This is a genomic window from Pseudomonas neuropathica (genome assembly GCF_051174785.1).
Lineage (GTDB): Bacteria > Pseudomonadota > Gammaproteobacteria > Pseudomonadales > Pseudomonadaceae > Aquipseudomonas > Aquipseudomonas neuropathica_A.
In genome coordinates this window covers 3,806,761-3,822,180 of sequence record NZ_CP195111.1, presented here as the reverse complement: position 1 = coordinate 3,822,180, position 15,420 = coordinate 3,806,761, and the positions used below count along the sequence as shown (strand labels likewise).

The following is a 15,420-nucleotide window of genomic DNA, read 5'->3' as shown; positions in this document are numbered from 1 at the left end:
TTCTACCAGACCTTTTCAAACACGCAAGCTGTCACCGAGACCGACCGTCTGCTAGGCTCCCGGCCCAATACGCGATCCCCTGTAGGAGCGAGCCTGCTCGCGATAGCGGTCTGCCATTCAACATTGATGTCGTCTGATACACCGCTATCGCGAGCAGGCTCACTCCTACATTAGGTATGTGCCATGCCCTTGTTCTGCTTATAGAGATCCCCCCGCGTGCCCGACGCCATTCTGCGCCTCGCCCTGCCTTCACCCTTGCGCCGCCTGTTCGACTACCGGGCGCCGGCCGGTGTGCTGCGTGAGCAATTGCAGCCGGGCATGCGCCTGCGGGTACCGTTCGGTCGGCGCGAGATGATCGGGATTCTGGTCGAGGTTACCGACACCAGCGAAGTGCCGGTGGAAAAACTCAAACCGGCGCTGGCTCTGCTGGATGCCACGCCGCCGCTGCCACCGGCGCTGTTCAAGTTGTGCCTGTGGACGTCGCAGTATTATCAGCACAGCCTCGGCGACACCTTGAGCTGGGCGTTGCCGGTGCTACTGCGTCAGGGCGAACTGGCCGAGGCTCGGCAAGAGCGCTTCTGGTCAGCCGTCCCCGGCGCCAGCCTTGATGACCCGCGCATTGCCCGCGCGCCGCGCCAGCGCGAAGCACTCGCGACGCTGGCCCAGCACCCGCACGGCGTCGCCCATCAGTTGCTGAGCAAACTGATGTTGAGCAAAGACAGTCTCGATCTGCTGCTGGCCAAAGGTCTGGTGCAAGTGGAAATCCGCCGCCACGCACCCGGCGCGCGTCATGAGCACTGGCTGGCGCAACCGGAATTACCGCTCAACACCGAACAGCGCGCCGCATACGAGGCGATCCGCGCCGGGTTCGACAATTATCACGCCTTTCTCCTCGCTGGGGTTACCGGCAGCGGCAAGACCGAAGTCTATTTGCAACTGATCCGCGAAACCCTCGAAGCCGGCAAGCAGGCCTTGGTACTGATCCCGGAGATCAACCTCGGCCCGCAGACCCTGGCGCGCTTCGAGCAGCGTTTCAATGCGCGGATCGCTCTGCTGCACTCGGCGGTCAATGATCGCGAGCGCCTCGATGCCTGGCTCGCGGCGCGCGATGGCGAGGCCGACATCATTATCGGTACCCGCTCGGCGCTGTTCACGCCGATGAAAAACCCCGGGCTGATCATCATCGACGAAGAGCACGACGGTTCTTATAAACAGCAGGAAGGCCTGCGTTACCACGCCCGTGATCTGGCGCTGGTGCGTGCGCGGCAGGAAAACATCCCGATCGTCCTCGGCTCCGCCACTCCGTCACTGGAAAGCCTGCACAACGCCTACACCGGACGTTACGGTCTCCTGCGCCTGAATGAACGTGCCGGCGGTGCCAAGCAACCACGCTTCCTACGCCTCGATGTAAAAAGTCGTCCACTCGACAGCGGTATTTCCGGGCCGATGCAGCAGGCCATCGGTCAGACGCTGGCGAATGGGCAACAGGTGTTGGTGTTCCTCAACCGCCGCGGCTTTGCCCCGACGCTGCTTTGTCATGATTGCGGCTGGATGTCCGAGTGCTCGCGCTGCGATGCGCGAATGACCGTGCACCAGCGATATGGAGAGTTGCGCTGCCACCACTGCGGCTACGTCGAGCGCACGCCGCGTCAATGCCCGAAGTGCAACAAGGTCGATCTGCGCCCGGTCGGCGCGGGCACTGAACGTGCTGAAGAACGGCTGGCGATTCTGTTCCCCGATTACCCGGTGCTGCGCGTCGACCGCGACAGCACCTCGCGCAAGGACGCGATGAATCAGCTGTTCGCGACGATTCAGAAGGGCCAGCCGTGCATTCTGGTCGGCACGCAAATGTTGGCCAAGGGTCACCATTTTCCAAGGGTGACGCTGGTATCGATCCTCGACGCTGACGGCGGTTTGTTTTCCGGCGACTTCCGCGCCAGCGAGCGCATGGCGCAGTTGATCGTGCAAGTCGCTGGTCGTGCCGGGCGAGCAGAAGAGCCGGGTAAGGTGATCATCCAGACTCACCTCGCCGACCATCCTTTATTGGTGCAACTCACCGAGCAGGGTTATTTCGCCTTCGCCGAACAGGCCTTGAGCGAGCGCCGCGCCGCCGGGTTGCCGCCGTTTGCGCATCTGGCGTTGTTGCGTGCCGAAGCGCACAAACCGGGGCAAGCGGAAGGCTTTCTCGATGAGGCGTGTAGCGAAGCCGAGCGTTTGCTGGCCGAACAGAATTTGAGCGGAATCGAATTGCTCGGACCGGTGCCGGCCCCGATGGAGCGCCGCGCGGGGCGTTATCGCGCGCAACTTCTGTTGCAGGCGACGGCACGTGCGCCGCTGCATCGGTTGCTGGCGAGTTGGTTGCTGGTGCTGGAGCAGATGCCGAGTGGGCGGGCGGTGCGCTGGTCGCTGGATGTCGATCCCGTCGATTTGTATTGAAGATCAAAAGATCGCAGCCTGCGGCAGCTCCTACAGGAAAATGCGTATCGCCGTGTAGGAGCTGCCGCAGGCTGCGATCTTTTGATCTGAATGTCACCACATATCCATAAGCTGCCTGCTAAGGTTGGCAAGCCCGTCTTCGCAACGGATAATGCCCAGTTTTTCCACCCGCGCATCGATGCGCCCGCCGCGCTTGCGGTCGAAAGAGAAGACCATGAAAGACACCATTCGCCAGCTGATCCAACAAGCCCTCACCCAACTCGTCAACGAAGGTGTGTTGCCTGAAGGCCTGTCGCCGGCGATCCAGGTGGAGAACGCCCGTGACAAGACCCACGGCGACTTCGCCAGCAACATCGCGATGATGCTGGCCAAGCCTGCGGGCATGAAGCCGCGCGATCTGGCGGAAAAAATCATCGCCGCACTGCCGGCTGACGAGAACGTCACCAAGGCCGAAATCGCCGGCCCGGGCTTCATCAATTTCTTCCAGAACACTCAGGCGCTGGCTTCGCGCCTCGACGCTGCATTGGCTGATGCCCATGTTGGCGTACGCAAGGCCGGCCCGGCGCAACGCACCGTGGTCGACCTGTCGGCGCCGAACCTGGCCAAAGAGATGCACGTCGGCCACTTGCGCTCGACCATCATCGGCGACGGTGTAGCCCGCGTACTCGAATTCCTCGGCGATGAAGTCATCCGTCAGAACCACGTCGGCGACTGGGGCACCCAGTTCGGCATGCTGATGGCCTATCTGCAGGAAAACCCGATCACCAGCGACGAGCTGTCTGACCTGGAAAACTTCTACCGCGCGGCCAAGCAGCGTTTCGACGAGTCCGCAGAGTTTGCCGACCGCGCCCGTGGCCTGGTGGTCAAGCTGCAGGCCGGCGATGCCGAGTGCCTGGCGCTGTGGACCAAGTTCAAGGACATCTCGCTGTCGCACTGCCAGAAGATCTACGAACTGCTCAACGTCAAACTGACCATGGCCGACGTGATGGGCGAAAGCGCCTACAACGACGACCTGATCAACGTGGTCAACGATCTGAAAGCCGCCGGCATGCTGGTCGAAAGCAACGGCGCGCAGTGCGTGTTCCTCGACGAGTTCAAGAACGCCGACGGCGACCCGCTGCCAGTGATCATCGTCAAGGCTGACGGCGGCTACCTCTATGCCACCACTGACCTGGCGGCCGTGCGCTACCGCAGCGGCAAGCTGAAAGCCGATCGCGCGCTGTACTTCGTCGACCAGCGTCAGGCCCTGCACTTCCAGCAAGTGTTTGCCGTGGCGCGCAAGGCCGGCTTCGTCACCCATCCGATGGAGATGGAACACATGGGCTTCGGCACTATGAACGGCGCCGATGGCCGTCCGTTCAAGACCCGTGATGGCGGCACTGTGAAGCTGATTGACCTGCTCACCGAAGCGCAGGAACGTGCCTACACCCTGGTGAAAGAGAAGAACCCGGAGCTGGCCGAAGACGAACTGCGCAACATCGCCAAAGTCGTCGGCATCGGCGCGGTGAAATACGCCGACCTGTCGAAGCACCGCACCAGCGACTACAGCTTCAACTTCGACCTGATGCTGAACTTCGAAGGCAATACCGCGCCATACCTGCTGTACGCCTACACCCGCGTCGCCGGTGTGTTCCGCAAACTGGGCAAGGATTTCAGCGAAGTCGATGGCCAGATCGTTCTCGAAGCGGCGCACGAACAAGAACTGGCGGCGAAACTGGCGCAGTTCGGCGAAGTGCTGAACAACGTGTCCGACAAAGGCACGCCGCACATTCTCTGCACTTACCTGTACGACGTTGCCGGCCTGTTCTCCAGCTTCTACGAGAACTGCCCGATCCTCGCCGCCGAGACCCCGGCCCAGATGCAGAGCCGTCTGCGCCTGGCCGCGCTGACCGGTCGCACCCTCAAGCAAGGCCTGGAGCTGTTGGGTCTGGAAACTCTGGAGCGTATGTAAGTTGGCTGCCAAGAAAAAACCTGCACCCAAGCGTGGCGCCAGCCGTTACCAAGCTCCTGCGAAGCAACCGATTCCGGGCTGGCTGTGGATGGCCATCGGCCTCACGGTCGGCGCGTTCATCGTGTTCCTGATGAAGCTGGAGCCGGGCAAGGGCAGCGACACAGTCAAGCGTGAGAAGGTCGAACAGGCGCAACAGCAGAAAGCGTCGAAGATCGCCGAGGCCAACAAGACCCCGCCGAGCCCGACGCAACCGGTGAAGCCGAAGTACGACTTCTACACCCTGCTGCCCGAATCGGAAGTGATCGTGCCGCCGGACGCGGTGCCGGAGAAGACCCTGCCGACGCCACAAGTGCCGGCCATCCCGACCACACCGGTGACCCCGGCAGAAGCGGCGAAGATCGACACCGCGCGCGCTCAGGCAGCTCTGGCCGGGATTACCCCGCCGCCAGCGCCACCGGTGAGCAAAGCGGCGCCAGTAACCAAGTTCTTCTTGCAGGCCGGTTCGTTCCGCAAGGAAACCGATGCCGACAAGGTCCGCGCGCAGATCATTCTGCTCGGTCAGGCGGTCGCGGTTGAGTCCGGCACGGTGAAGGATGAAACCTGGTATCGCGTGTTGGTCGGCCCGTTCAGCAACCGCGAACAACTGACCACGGCACAGAAACAACTGGCCGGCGCCGGCTTCAGCAACCTGTTGTTACAACAACGCCAGAGCCGCTGACCCACCAGAAATAACGCGTCATCGTTCTTCGCGAGCAAGCTCGCTCCCACAGGGTCTGCGCTAATCCTGTGGGAGCGAGCTTGCTCGCGAAAGCGTCATTTCCAACGCCACATAGCCCGAACCTATCACCCGCCGTTCGTCCCTCCGCACCCTCCCCGGTTGAAATCCTCTCCAGCACCCCCATATGAATGGGCATAAGGCACTTTCGCCCCGCTGTGTGGAGACTCTTCCCTTGACCACCATCGTTTCAGTCCGCCGTCACGGCAAAGTCGTCATGGGCGGCGACGGCCAGGTTTCTCTCGGCAATACCGTGATGAAAGGCAACGCGAAAAAAGTCCGTCGCCTGTACCACGGCCAGGTCATCGCCGGTTTTGCCGGTGCCACCGCCGACGCCTTTACCCTCTTCGAACGTTTCGAAGGCCAGCTCGAGAAACACCAGGGCCACCTGGTACGCGCCGCTGTCGAACTCGCCAAAGAATGGCGCACCGACCGTTCACTGAGCCGCCTCGAAGCCATGCTCGCGGTCGCCAACAAAGACGCTTCCTTGATCATCACTGGCAACGGTGACGTGGTCGAACCTGAAGATGGCCTGATCGCCATGGGTTCCGGCGGCGCCTATGCGCAAGCCGCGGCCAGCGCGCTGCTGAAAAAAACCGACCTGTCGGCCCGCGAAATCGTCGAAACCGCGCTCGGTATCGCCGGCGACATCTGTGTATTCACCAACCACACTCAGACCATTGAGGAGCAGGATCTCGCTGAATAAGCCTGACGCGGCCCTGTGCCACGGCTTGTTTCTGCTTGAGGACCGTCAATTACTATGTCCATGACTCCCCGCGAAATCGTCCACGAACTCAACCGCCACATCATCGGCCAGGACGATGCCAAGCGCGCCGTCGCGATTGCCCTGCGCAACCGCTGGCGCCGCATGCAGCTGCCTGAAGAGCTGCGTGTTGAAGTGACCCCGAAGAACATCCTGATGATCGGCCCGACCGGTGTCGGTAAAACCGAAATCGCCCGTCGTCTGGCGAAACTGGCCAACGCGCCGTTCATCAAGGTCGAAGCGACCAAGTTCACCGAAGTCGGCTACGTCGGCCGTGACGTCGAATCGATCATCCGTGATCTGGCCGACGCGGCGATCAAGATGCTCCGCGAGCAGGAAATGACCCGCGTACGCCACCGCGCCGAAGACGCTGCCGAGGATCGTATCCTCGACGCACTGCTGCCGCCGGCCCGCATGGGCTTCAGCAATGAAGAAGCGCCAAGCAGCGATTCCAACACCCGTCAGCTGTTCCGCAAGCGCCTGCGCGAAGGTCAGCTGGATGACAAGGAAATCGAAATCGAAGTCGCCGAGGTTGCCGGCATCGAAATCGCCACGCCGCCCGGCATGGAAGAGATGACCAACCAGTTGCAGTCGCTGTTCGCCAACATGGGCAAGGGCAAAAAGAAAGCGCGCAAACTCAAGGTCAAAGAAGCGCTGAAACTGGTGCGCGACGAAGAAGCCGGCCGCCTGGTCAATGAAGAAGAGCTGAAAGCCAAAGCGCTGGAAGCGGTTGAACAGCACGGCATCGTGTTCATCGACGAGATCGACAAAGTCGCCAAGCGCGGCAATGTCGGCGGCGCCGATGTGTCCCGTGAAGGCGTACAGCGCGACCTGCTGCCGCTGATCGAAGGCTGCACCGTCAACACCAAGCTGGGCATGGTCAAGACCGACCACATCCTGTTCATCGCGTCCGGTGCGTTCCACCTGAGCAAGCCGAGCGATCTGGTGCCTGAGTTGCAAGGTCGCCTGCCGATCCGCGTTGAGCTCAAAGCGCTGAGCCCGTCGGACTTCGAGCGCATCCTCAGCGAACCGCATGCCTCGCTTACCGAGCAATACTGCGCGTTGCTGAAAACCGAAGGCCTGAACATCCAGTTCCAGCCCGAAGGCATCAAGCGTCTGGCGGAGATCGCCTGGCAGGTCAACGAGAAGACCGAGAACATCGGTGCCCGTCGTCTGCACACGCTGCTTGAGCGTCTGCTGGAAGAGGTGTCGTTCAGCGCTGGCGATCTGGCCAGTACCCACGATGAGCAGCCGATCCTGATCGACGCGGAATACGTCAACAGCCACCTCGGCGAATTGGCGAAGAACGAAGACCTGTCCCGTTATATCCTGTAAGCCATACTTACAGCAGTAGCGGACCCTGTGGGAGCGAGCTTGCTCGCGAAGAGGCCACGTCAGTCGACATCATCGTTGTCTGACACACCGCTTTCGCGAGCAAGCTCGCTCCCACATTTGCTCAAGGGTCGCCCACACATCGGACGCCAGCCCATGACTCAAATCCCCACTGACATCAAACTGCACAAAGCCTCGAAAACCCTGACGCTCACCTACACGTCCGGCGAGGAATACACCCTGCCCGCCGAATTCCTGCGCGTGCATTCCCCTTCCGCCGAGGTCCAGGGCCACGGCAAACCGATCCTGCAATTCGGCAAGATCAACGTCGGCCTGAGCAAGCTGGAACCGGCCGGTCACTACGCACTGAAACTGACCTTCGACGATGGTCACGACAGCGGCTTGTTCACCTGGGACTATCTCTACGAACTCGGCAAACGCCAGAACGAACTCTGGGACGATTATCTGGCCGAGCTGCGCGCCGCCGGAAAATCCCGCGACCCGAACGAGTCGTTCGTCAAGCTGATGCTCTAGTCCGTGGCTCTTGCTCTTTAGAGGGCATTTTCTAGATTCATCTGTTTGAATGCTCTGCTGTGTGGCCGAGGATCGGCCTGCTTGCGAAAAAAATTAAACTCGGGTAACCAATGGAGCTGGCAAGTTCCCTGCAGTGCTCTACGACTGTAAAGCAGCTATGCAGAATTAACGGTCACCCGAGCAGTAGTACCTGGCATTGGCTGTGGAACTGCACAGCAGAAAACCGGGTACTCGTCTCAGGACAATGGAGCGTCGTAGATGAGTAACAAGAATAACGATGACCTGAAGTACCAAGCCTCGGAAAACACCCTGGGGCTTAATCCCGTCGTTGGGCTACGCGGAAAGGATCTGCTGGCCTCTGCTCGTATGGTGCTGAAACAGGCCATCAGACAACCGATCCATAGCGTCAAGCACGTCACCCATTTCGGCCTCGAACTGAAGAACGTGTTGTTTGGCAAATCCGAACTGCAACCGGCTGGCGATGACCGTCGCTTCGCCGATCCTGCGTGGAGCCAGAACCCGCTCTACAAACGTTATCTGCAAACTTATCTGGCGTGGCGCAAGGAACTCCATGCCTGGATCGACGACAGCAGCCTGTCACCCAAAGACATCGCGCGCGGCCACTTCGTCATCAACCTGATGACCGAAGCCATGGCCCCGACCAACACCGCCGCCAACCCGGCCGCGGTGAAACGCTTCTTCGAAACCGGCGGCAAGAGCCTGCTCGATGGCCTCTCGCATCTGGCCAAGGATCTGGTACACAACGGCGGCATGCCGAGCCAGGTCAACATGGGCGCGTTCGAGGTCGGCAAGAGTCTCGGCGTGACGGAAGGCGCGGTGGTGTTTCGCAACGACGTGCTGGAGCTGATCCAGTACAAGCCGATCACCGAGCAAGTCCATGAGCGCCCACTGCTGGTGGTGCCGCCGCAGATCAACAAGTTCTACGTATTCGATTTGAGCCCGGACAAGAGTCTGGCGCGCTTCTGCCTGCGCAATAACGTGCAGACGTTTATCGTCAGCTGGCGCAACCCGACCAAAGCGCAGCGCGAGTGGGGCCTTTCGACCTACATCGATGCGCTGAAAGAAGCCGTCGACGTGGTTACCGCAATCACCGGCAGCAAAGATGTGAACATGCTCGGCGCCTGCTCCGGCGGCATCACCTGCACCGCCCTGCTCGGCCACTACGCAGCGATCGGCGAGAAGAAGGTCAATGCCCTCACGCTGCTGGTCAGCGTGCTCGACACGACGCTGGACAGCGACGTCGCCCTGTTCGTCGACGAGCAGACCCTGGAGACCGCCAAGCGCCACTCGTACCAGGCCGGCGTGCTCGAAGGCAAAGACATGGCCAAGGTCTTCGCGTGGATGCGTCCCAACGATCTGATCTGGAACTACTGGGTCAACAACTACCTGCTCGGCAACGAGCCGCCGGTGTTCGACATCCTGTTCTGGAACAACGACACCACACGCTTGCCCGCCGCGTTCCACGGCGACCTGATCGAGATGTTCAAAAACAACCCACTGATCCGCCCGAATGCACTGGAAGTGTGCGGCACGCCGATCGACCTCAAGCAGGTCACGGCCGACATCTTCTCGCTGGCCGGCACCAACGACCACATCACCCCGTGGAAGTCCTGCTACAAGTCGGCGCAGTTGTTTGGCGGCAAGGTCGAATTTGTGCTGTCGAGCAGCGGGCATATCCAGAGCATTCTCAACCCGCCGGGCAACCCGAAATCGCGTTACATGACCGGCGAAGAGATGGCGGCCAATGCCGATGAGTGGCAAGAGAACTCGACCAAACACACTGATTCCTGGTGGCTGTACTGGCAGGCGTGGCAGGCCGAGCGCTCGGGCAACCTGAAAAAGGCCCCGCTGAAACTGGGCAACAAGGCGTATCCGGCGGGTGAAGCATCGCCGGGCACTTATGTTCACGAGCGGTAACTGACACCACCCCTTCCCTGTAGGAGCTGCCGAAGGCTGCGATCTTTTGACTTTTGATTTTTTAAAAACAAGATCAAAAGATCGCAGCCTTCGGCAGCTCCTACACGGGGCGTGGTGAATTTAAATCCACAGGGCCTGAAGCATGCCGCAACCGTTCATATTCCGTACCGTCGATCTGGATGGCCAGACCCTCCGCACGGCGGTACGCCCCGGCAAGCCTCACTTGACGCCCTTGCTGATTTTCAACGGCATCGGCGCCAACCTGGAGCTGGTGTTTCCGTTTGTCGCGGCGCTGGACCCGGATCTGGAAGTGATCGCCTTCGACGTGCCCGGTGTCGGCGGTTCTTCGACGCCGAACCGGCCGTATCGCTTTCCCGGGCTGGCCAAGCTGACGTCGAGGATGCTCGATTACCTCGACTACGGTCAGGTTAACGTCATCGGCGTGTCATGGGGCGGCGCCCTCGCGCAGCAGTTCGCTTACGATTACCCCGAGCGCTGCAAGAAACTGGTGCTGGCGGCGACTGCTGCCGGTGCGGTGATGGTGCCGGGCAAACCGAAAGTGCTGTGGATGATGGCCAGTCCGCGGCGCTACATCCAGCCTTCGCACGTGATTCGGATCGCGCCGCTGATCTACGGCGGCTCGTTCCGCCGCGACCCGACGCTGGCCGCCAGCCACGCGGCAAAAGTGCGTTCCGCCGGCAAGCTCGGTTACTACTGGCAACTGTTCGCCGGCCTCGGCTGGACCAGCATTCACTGGCTGCACAAGATCCATCAGCCAACGCTGGTGCTGGCCGGCGACGACGATCCGCTGATCCCGCTGATCAACATGCGCATGCTCGCCTGGCGCATTCCCAACGCCCAACTGCACATCATCGACGACGGTCATCTGTTCCTGATTACCCGTGCCGAAGCGGTGGCGCCGATCATCATGAAATTTCTCCAGGAGGAACGTCAGCGCGCGGTGATGCACCCGCATCCGACTCCGCTCGGCGGTTAATCCCGACGGCAGGCTTTATGCAGTGCTTTAACAAAGAGTGCGCGGCAGGACGCCGCGCAGGCAGCAACCCGCAACAGCGTCTATGGTGTTCTGGTTCGGTGAGTTTGTTTTTGGCCTGAAGACGAAGGAGTGTTGAGTCATGCGCGACAAACCAGCGACGGGCGTGGTGCCCAGCCCCGCCGTGTTTATCAATGCACAAAGTGCGATCACCGGTTTGCGTGGGCGGGATTTGATTTCCACCTTGCGCAGTGTCGCCGCCCACGGTCTGCGCAATCCGATCCACAGTGCGAAGCATGCCTTGAAACTTGGCGGCCAATTGGGCCGCGTGCTGCTTGGCGAAACCCTGCACCCGACCAATCCGAACGACAGCCGTTTCGCCGATCCGGCTTGGAGCCTGAACCCGTTTTACCGGCGCAGCCTGCAGGCCTATCTGGCCTGGCAAAAACAGGTCAAAAGCTGGATCGATGAAAGCAACATGAGCGATGACGATCGCGCCCGCGCGCACTTCGCTTTTACCTTGCTCAACGACGCGGTGGCGCCGTCGAACACCTTGCTCAACCCGCTGGCGGTCAAGGAACTGTTCAACTCTGGCGGGCACAGCCTGGTCCGCGGCCTCAGTCATCTGTTCGATGACTTGCTGCACAACGACGGCCTGCCACGTCAGGTGACCAAACAAGCCTTTGAGGTCGGCAAGACCGTTGCCACCACCACCGGCTCGGTGGTGTTTCGCAACGAGATGCTGGAGCTGATCCAGTACCGACCGATGAGCGAAAAGCAGTACGCCAAGCCGCTGCTGGTGGTGCCGCCGCAAATCAACAAGTACTACATTTTCGACCTGAGCCCGCACAACAGCTTCGTCCAGTACGCACTGAAGAATGGCCTGCAAACGTTCATGATCAGTTGGCGCAACCCCGATGTGCGCCATCGCGAATGGGGCCTGTCGACCTACGTCGAAGCCGTGGAAGAAGCGATGAACATCTGCCGGGCGATCACTGGCGCCCGCGAAGTCAATCTGATGGGCGCTTGCGCTGGCGGGCTGACCATCGCCGCCCTGCAAGGCCATTTGCAGGCCAAGCGGCAACTGCGCCGCGTCTCCAGCGCGACCTATCTGGTCAGCCTGCTCGACAGCCAGATCGAAACCCCGGCCACGCTGTTCGCCGATGAACAGACCCTCGAAGCCGCCAAGCGTCGTTCCTATCAGAAAGGCGTGCTCGACGGTCGCGACATGGCCAGGATCTTCGCCTGGATGCGCCCCAATGATCTGATCTGGAGCTATTTCGTCAATAACTACCTGTTGGGCAAAGAGCCGCCGGCCTTCGACATCCTCTACTGGAACAATGACAACACGCGCCTGCCCGCCGCGTTTCACGGGGACTTGCTGGACTTCTTCAAGCACAACCCGCTGACCCATCCGGGCGGGCTGGAAGTGTGCGGCACGCCGATCGATTTGCAGAAAGTCACCGTCGACAGCTTCAGCGTGGCTGGCATGAACGACCACATCACCCCATGGGATGCGGTGTATCGCTCGACCCTGCTGCTCGGCGGGGAGCGACGTTTCGTGCTGTCCAACAGCGGCCATGTGCAGAGCATCCTTAACCCGCCGAGCAACCCGAAAGCCGCCTACGTCGAGAACGCCAAGATGAGCAGCGACCCGCGCGCCTGGTATTACGACGGCAAGCACGTAGATGGCAGTTGGTGGCCGCAGTGGCTGGAGTGGATTCAACAGCGTTCCGGGGCGCAGCACGAAACCTCGTTCACCTTGGGCAACCCGAACTACCCACCGATGGAGGCAGCGCCCGGTACTTACGTGCGTGTGCGCTGACGCTTAACCGAACTTTTCTAAGAAGACTGGATGAAAACCCGCGACCGGATTCTCGAATGTGCTTTGCAACTGTTCAACGAAAAGGGCGAGCCGAACGTCTCCACCATGGAGGTGGCCAACGAAATGGGGATCAGCCCGGGCAACCTCTACTACCACTTCCACGGCAAGGAACCGCTGATTCTCGGGTTGTTCGAACGCTTCCAGAATGAGCTGGCGCCACTGCTCGATCCGCCGCCGGATGTGGAACTGGCGCCGGAAGATTACTGGCTGTTCTTGCATTTGATTGTGGAGCGGCTGGCGCAGTATCGGTTTCTGTTTCAGGACCTGTCGAACCTGGCCGGGCGGTTGCCGAAGCTGGCCAAGGGGATTCGACATCTGCTCAATGCGCTGAAGCGTACGCTGGCGTCGCTGTTGGCGCGGTTGAAGGCTTCGGGGCAGTTGGTCAGTGATACGCAGGCGTTGGGGCAGTTGGTTGAGCAGATCACCATGACGCTGCTGTTTTCGCTGGATTATCAGCGGATTCTGGATCGTGAGGGTGAGGTCAGGCTGGTTGTTTACCAGATCATGATGCTGGTAGCGCCGCACTTGCTGCCGCCGGTTAAGGTCGCCACCGAACGCATGGCCCTGCAGTACCTTGAAGATCACGACTGAAATCAAAAGCCCCTCACCCTAGCCCTCTCCCAGAGGGAGAGGGGACTGACCTTATCGTCTTGCGCTACACGGTGACCTTAAAAATCGAGTCGATTATGGATTCAATACGACACGTTCAGGTCGGTGTAAGGCTGAAGCATCCCCCAATCGGTCCCCTCTCCCTCTGGGAGAGGGCTAGGGTGAGGGGCTGTTGGAATTCAGATACAAAAACGCCCGACCTTCACAGGCCGGGCGTTTTGTTTTGCCCTGAAGAATCAGGACTGACTGGTTGGCGTCGACGGCGTCGATGCAACAGTCGGGGTAGCCACCGGAGTCGGTGCCGCGGCGGAGTTCGACGCGCTTACCGGAGCTGCCGGAGTGGCCGGCTTGGCGGCAGCAGGTGCTGCTGGCTTCGGCGCAGCGGCTTTCGGCGCGGCCGGTTTTTTCACCGCTGGTTTCTTCGCCGCAGCGGGTTTCGCCGCAGACTTTGCAGCCGGTTTGGCGGCCGCGGTTTTCGCGGCTGGCTTGGCGGCTGGTTTCGCTGCCGTTTTGGCCGCAGGTTTTGCTGCCGGTTTCGCAGCGGCTTTGGCAGCAACCGGTTTGGCTGCAGCTTTAGCAGCTGGCTTGGCCGCTGCGGTTTTGGCTGCAGGCTTGGCCGCGGCTTTTGCCGCAGGTTTAGCGGCAGCTTTGGCCAGTGGCTTGGCAGCGGATTTTGCCGCTGGTTTGGCCGCTGCGGTTTTCGCCGCCGGTTTGGCTGCTGCGGTTTTCGCCGCCACAGGTTGAGCCTTCAGACCGGTGAGCTTCTCGATCTGTTTGGTCAGTGTGTCGACCTTGCTATTGAGCGCTTTGACTTCATTGCGGCTCGGTACACCGAGGCGCGAGATCGCGCTGTTCAGGCGCTTGTCGAAAGCCCCTTCCAGCTCGTCCCACTTGCCCAGTGCGCGATCTTTCACGCCGCTGATGCGCGACTTGGCCGAGGAAGCGGAGTCCTTCGCCGCATCGACTTTTTTGCCGACTGCGGACTTGGTGAGCTTCTCGGCTTTCTCGCCGTCTTTGACCAATGTATCGAAGAGCTTGCTGCCGTCAGTGTCGATCTTCGAGTACACGCCTAAACCAGCCAGCCAGATTTTGCGGGAGTAGTCTTCGACTTTCCCGATCCACGAGCTGCCTTCTTTATCGGTGTTCTTTTTACCAGCCATCCCGTTCTCCTTAAGATTTACGCGCGACGCGTTCGAGCAATGCCGTCAGCTCATCGAGCTTAGCAGAGAGTGTCTCAACGTCATGTTTAGACGGAATGCCGATACGATTCAAGGCGCTTGCAACACGGGTGTCGAAAGCCTTCTCGACCTTGTCGAGCTGAACTTCGACACGACCTTTGAAAGAACTCACTTCGCTCTTGGCTTCATCGATCTCGGCGTTGGCCGCTTCGAGTTTTTCGGTAACGGCTTTTTTGCCTTTCTTTTCAACAGTTTGACCAGCCTTGATCAACTCTTGAAAGTAGTCGCTGCCCTCTTGGCCGACCTTGGCGTAGGCACCCAGGCCTGCCAGCCAGATCTTGCGGGCATAGGATTTGACGTCGCTCAGAGCGGTTGTCGAAGCGTCGATTTTTTTCTTCAAAATAACTTTGGCCATGGTGCACCTCACGCGCAGAAGGTTTGAGGAACTGCCCGGGAAAGTGTCGGGCTCAGGCACAAAGTAGGTAGAAAAATTAGAAACGGCACCCTAACAACTGACATAAAAGCTAGGGAACGCTACAAAATAAATGTAGGAGTGAGCCTGCTCGCGATAGCGGTGTATCAGTCAAAAAATGATGTCGACTGACGGACCGCTATCGCGAGCAGGCTCACTCCTACAGGGGATCGTGTTTCAGACCAGGGCTTTGTCGAGGGCTTTCTCGATCTCGGCTTTGATCATGCCGCTCATGGCCGACATCATGATGCCCAGTTCCACGTCGACCTTGATCGAATCGTCCGCCACATGCACCGCGCCTTTCACGCCCGAGCGCTTGAGGTTCAGCGTGTCGCCCGACCATTGCGGCTCCAGGCCATATTGCTCGGAGAGTTTTTGCGCCAGCTTGTCGGCCTTCTCGCGGGCGGCTTCCTTACCCAGGTTGTGGGCACGCTCAACACTGATTTTGGCCATTGAATGACTCCTGCTTTATGAATGGATCTCAGTAAATCTTGACCGCTGCTGCGGCAAATCGTCCCGAAGGTTGCCCATCTTACCTTTAGCCATTCCAAGA

The 15,420-nt window shown here is 60.2% G+C and carries 14 protein-coding genes; 10 read left to right on the top strand and 4 right to left on the bottom strand.

The features are described from left to right. The first annotated feature begins 216 nt into the window (after nt 1–216). Nucleotides 217–2,436: a primosomal protein N' gene (locus tag ACRRSD_RS17410; protein ID WP_435034413.1), complete on the top strand. Its 2,220-nt coding sequence runs from the start codon at nt 217–219 to the stop codon at nt 2,434–2,436. 93 nt (nt 2,437–2,529) lie between these two features. Here the strand turns inward: ACRRSD_RS17410 and ACRRSD_RS17405 are convergent, their stop codons facing one another. Further along, nucleotides 2,530–2,652, bottom strand: coding sequence for a hypothetical protein (locus ACRRSD_RS17405; RefSeq protein ID WP_256579857.1), 123 nt, complete (start codon nt 2,650–2,652; stop codon nt 2,530–2,532). On the opposite strand from ACRRSD_RS17405, the gene argS reads away from it, so the two are divergent. From argS to ACRRSD_RS17360, 9 genes are all read left to right on the top strand, one after another. Beyond that, complete coding sequence (gene argS, locus ACRRSD_RS17400) at nt 2,651–4,387, top strand: arginine--tRNA ligase (RefSeq protein WP_435034412.1); 1,737 nt, start codon at nt 2,651–2,653, stop codon at nt 4,385–4,387. The two genes, ACRRSD_RS17405 and argS, sit on opposite strands and share 2 nt — an antisense overlap. A gap of 1 nt (nt 4,388) precedes the next feature. Further along, the gene (locus ACRRSD_RS17395) at nt 4,389–5,105 is read left to right on the top strand and encodes an SPOR domain-containing protein (RefSeq protein ID WP_007909385.1); all 717 of its coding nucleotides are present in this window, start codon (nt 4,389–4,391) and stop codon (nt 5,103–5,105) included. 232 nt (nt 5,106–5,337) lie between these two features. Beyond that, complete coding sequence (gene hslV, locus ACRRSD_RS17390) at nt 5,338–5,868, top strand: ATP-dependent protease subunit HslV (protein WP_003186641.1); 531 nt, start codon at nt 5,338–5,340, stop codon at nt 5,866–5,868. A gap of 54 nt (nt 5,869–5,922) precedes the next feature. Then, nucleotides 5,923–7,260 carry an ATP-dependent protease ATPase subunit HslU gene (gene hslU / locus ACRRSD_RS17385; protein WP_435034411.1) on the top strand — a complete coding sequence of 446 codons (1,338 nt, stop codon included), beginning with the start codon at nt 5,923–5,925 and terminating at the stop codon, nt 7,258–7,260. Nucleotides 7,261–7,413: 153 nt separating this feature from the next. Continuing rightward, nucleotides 7,414–7,791 (top strand): gamma-butyrobetaine hydroxylase-like domain-containing protein, encoded by a 378-nt coding sequence (locus tag ACRRSD_RS17380; RefSeq protein WP_435034410.1) that lies wholly within the window; start codon nt 7,414–7,416, stop codon nt 7,789–7,791. 258 nt (nt 7,792–8,049) lie between these two features. Further along, nucleotides 8,050–9,729, top strand: a complete 1,680-nt coding sequence (gene phaC, locus ACRRSD_RS17375) for a class II poly(R)-hydroxyalkanoic acid synthase (protein ID WP_110719502.1) — start codon at nt 8,050–8,052, stop codon at nt 9,727–9,729. 142 nt (nt 9,730–9,871) lie between these two features. Then, a complete protein-coding gene (gene phaZ / locus ACRRSD_RS17370; RefSeq protein WP_034152967.1) occupies nt 9,872–10,726 on the top strand; it encodes a poly(3-hydroxyalkanoate) depolymerase in 855 nt (284 codons plus the stop codon). Between the two features lie 139 nt (nt 10,727–10,865). Further along, a complete protein-coding gene (gene phaC, locus ACRRSD_RS17365) occupies nt 10,866–12,548 on the top strand; it encodes a class II poly(R)-hydroxyalkanoic acid synthase (protein ID WP_435034409.1) in 1,683 nt (560 codons plus the stop codon). 30 nt (nt 12,549–12,578) lie between these two features. Then, complete coding sequence (locus ACRRSD_RS17360; RefSeq protein ID WP_150650011.1) at nt 12,579–13,199, top strand: TetR/AcrR family transcriptional regulator; 621 nt, start codon at nt 12,579–12,581, stop codon at nt 13,197–13,199. A gap of 254 nt (nt 13,200–13,453) precedes the next feature. On the opposite strand, the gene ACRRSD_RS17355 is transcribed toward ACRRSD_RS17360, so the two are convergent. The 3 genes from ACRRSD_RS17355 to ACRRSD_RS17345 all read right to left on the bottom strand — a co-directional run bounded on the left by ACRRSD_RS17355 (nt 13,454) and on the right by ACRRSD_RS17345 (nt 15,320). After that, nucleotides 13,454–14,377 (bottom strand): phasin family protein, encoded by a 924-nt coding sequence (locus ACRRSD_RS17355; protein WP_435034408.1) that lies wholly within the window; start codon nt 14,375–14,377, stop codon nt 13,454–13,456. A 10-nt stretch (nt 14,378–14,387) separates the two neighbouring features. After that, nucleotides 14,388–14,810 (bottom strand): phasin family protein, encoded by a 423-nt coding sequence (locus ACRRSD_RS17350; protein ID WP_435034407.1) that lies wholly within the window; start codon nt 14,808–14,810, stop codon nt 14,388–14,390. A 234-nt stretch (nt 14,811–15,044) separates the two neighbouring features. Next, nucleotides 15,045–15,320, bottom strand: a complete 276-nt coding sequence (locus ACRRSD_RS17345; protein ID WP_122599417.1) for a polyhydroxyalkanoic acid system family protein — start codon at nt 15,318–15,320, stop codon at nt 15,045–15,047. Between the last annotated feature and the right edge of the window lie 100 nt (nt 15,321–15,420).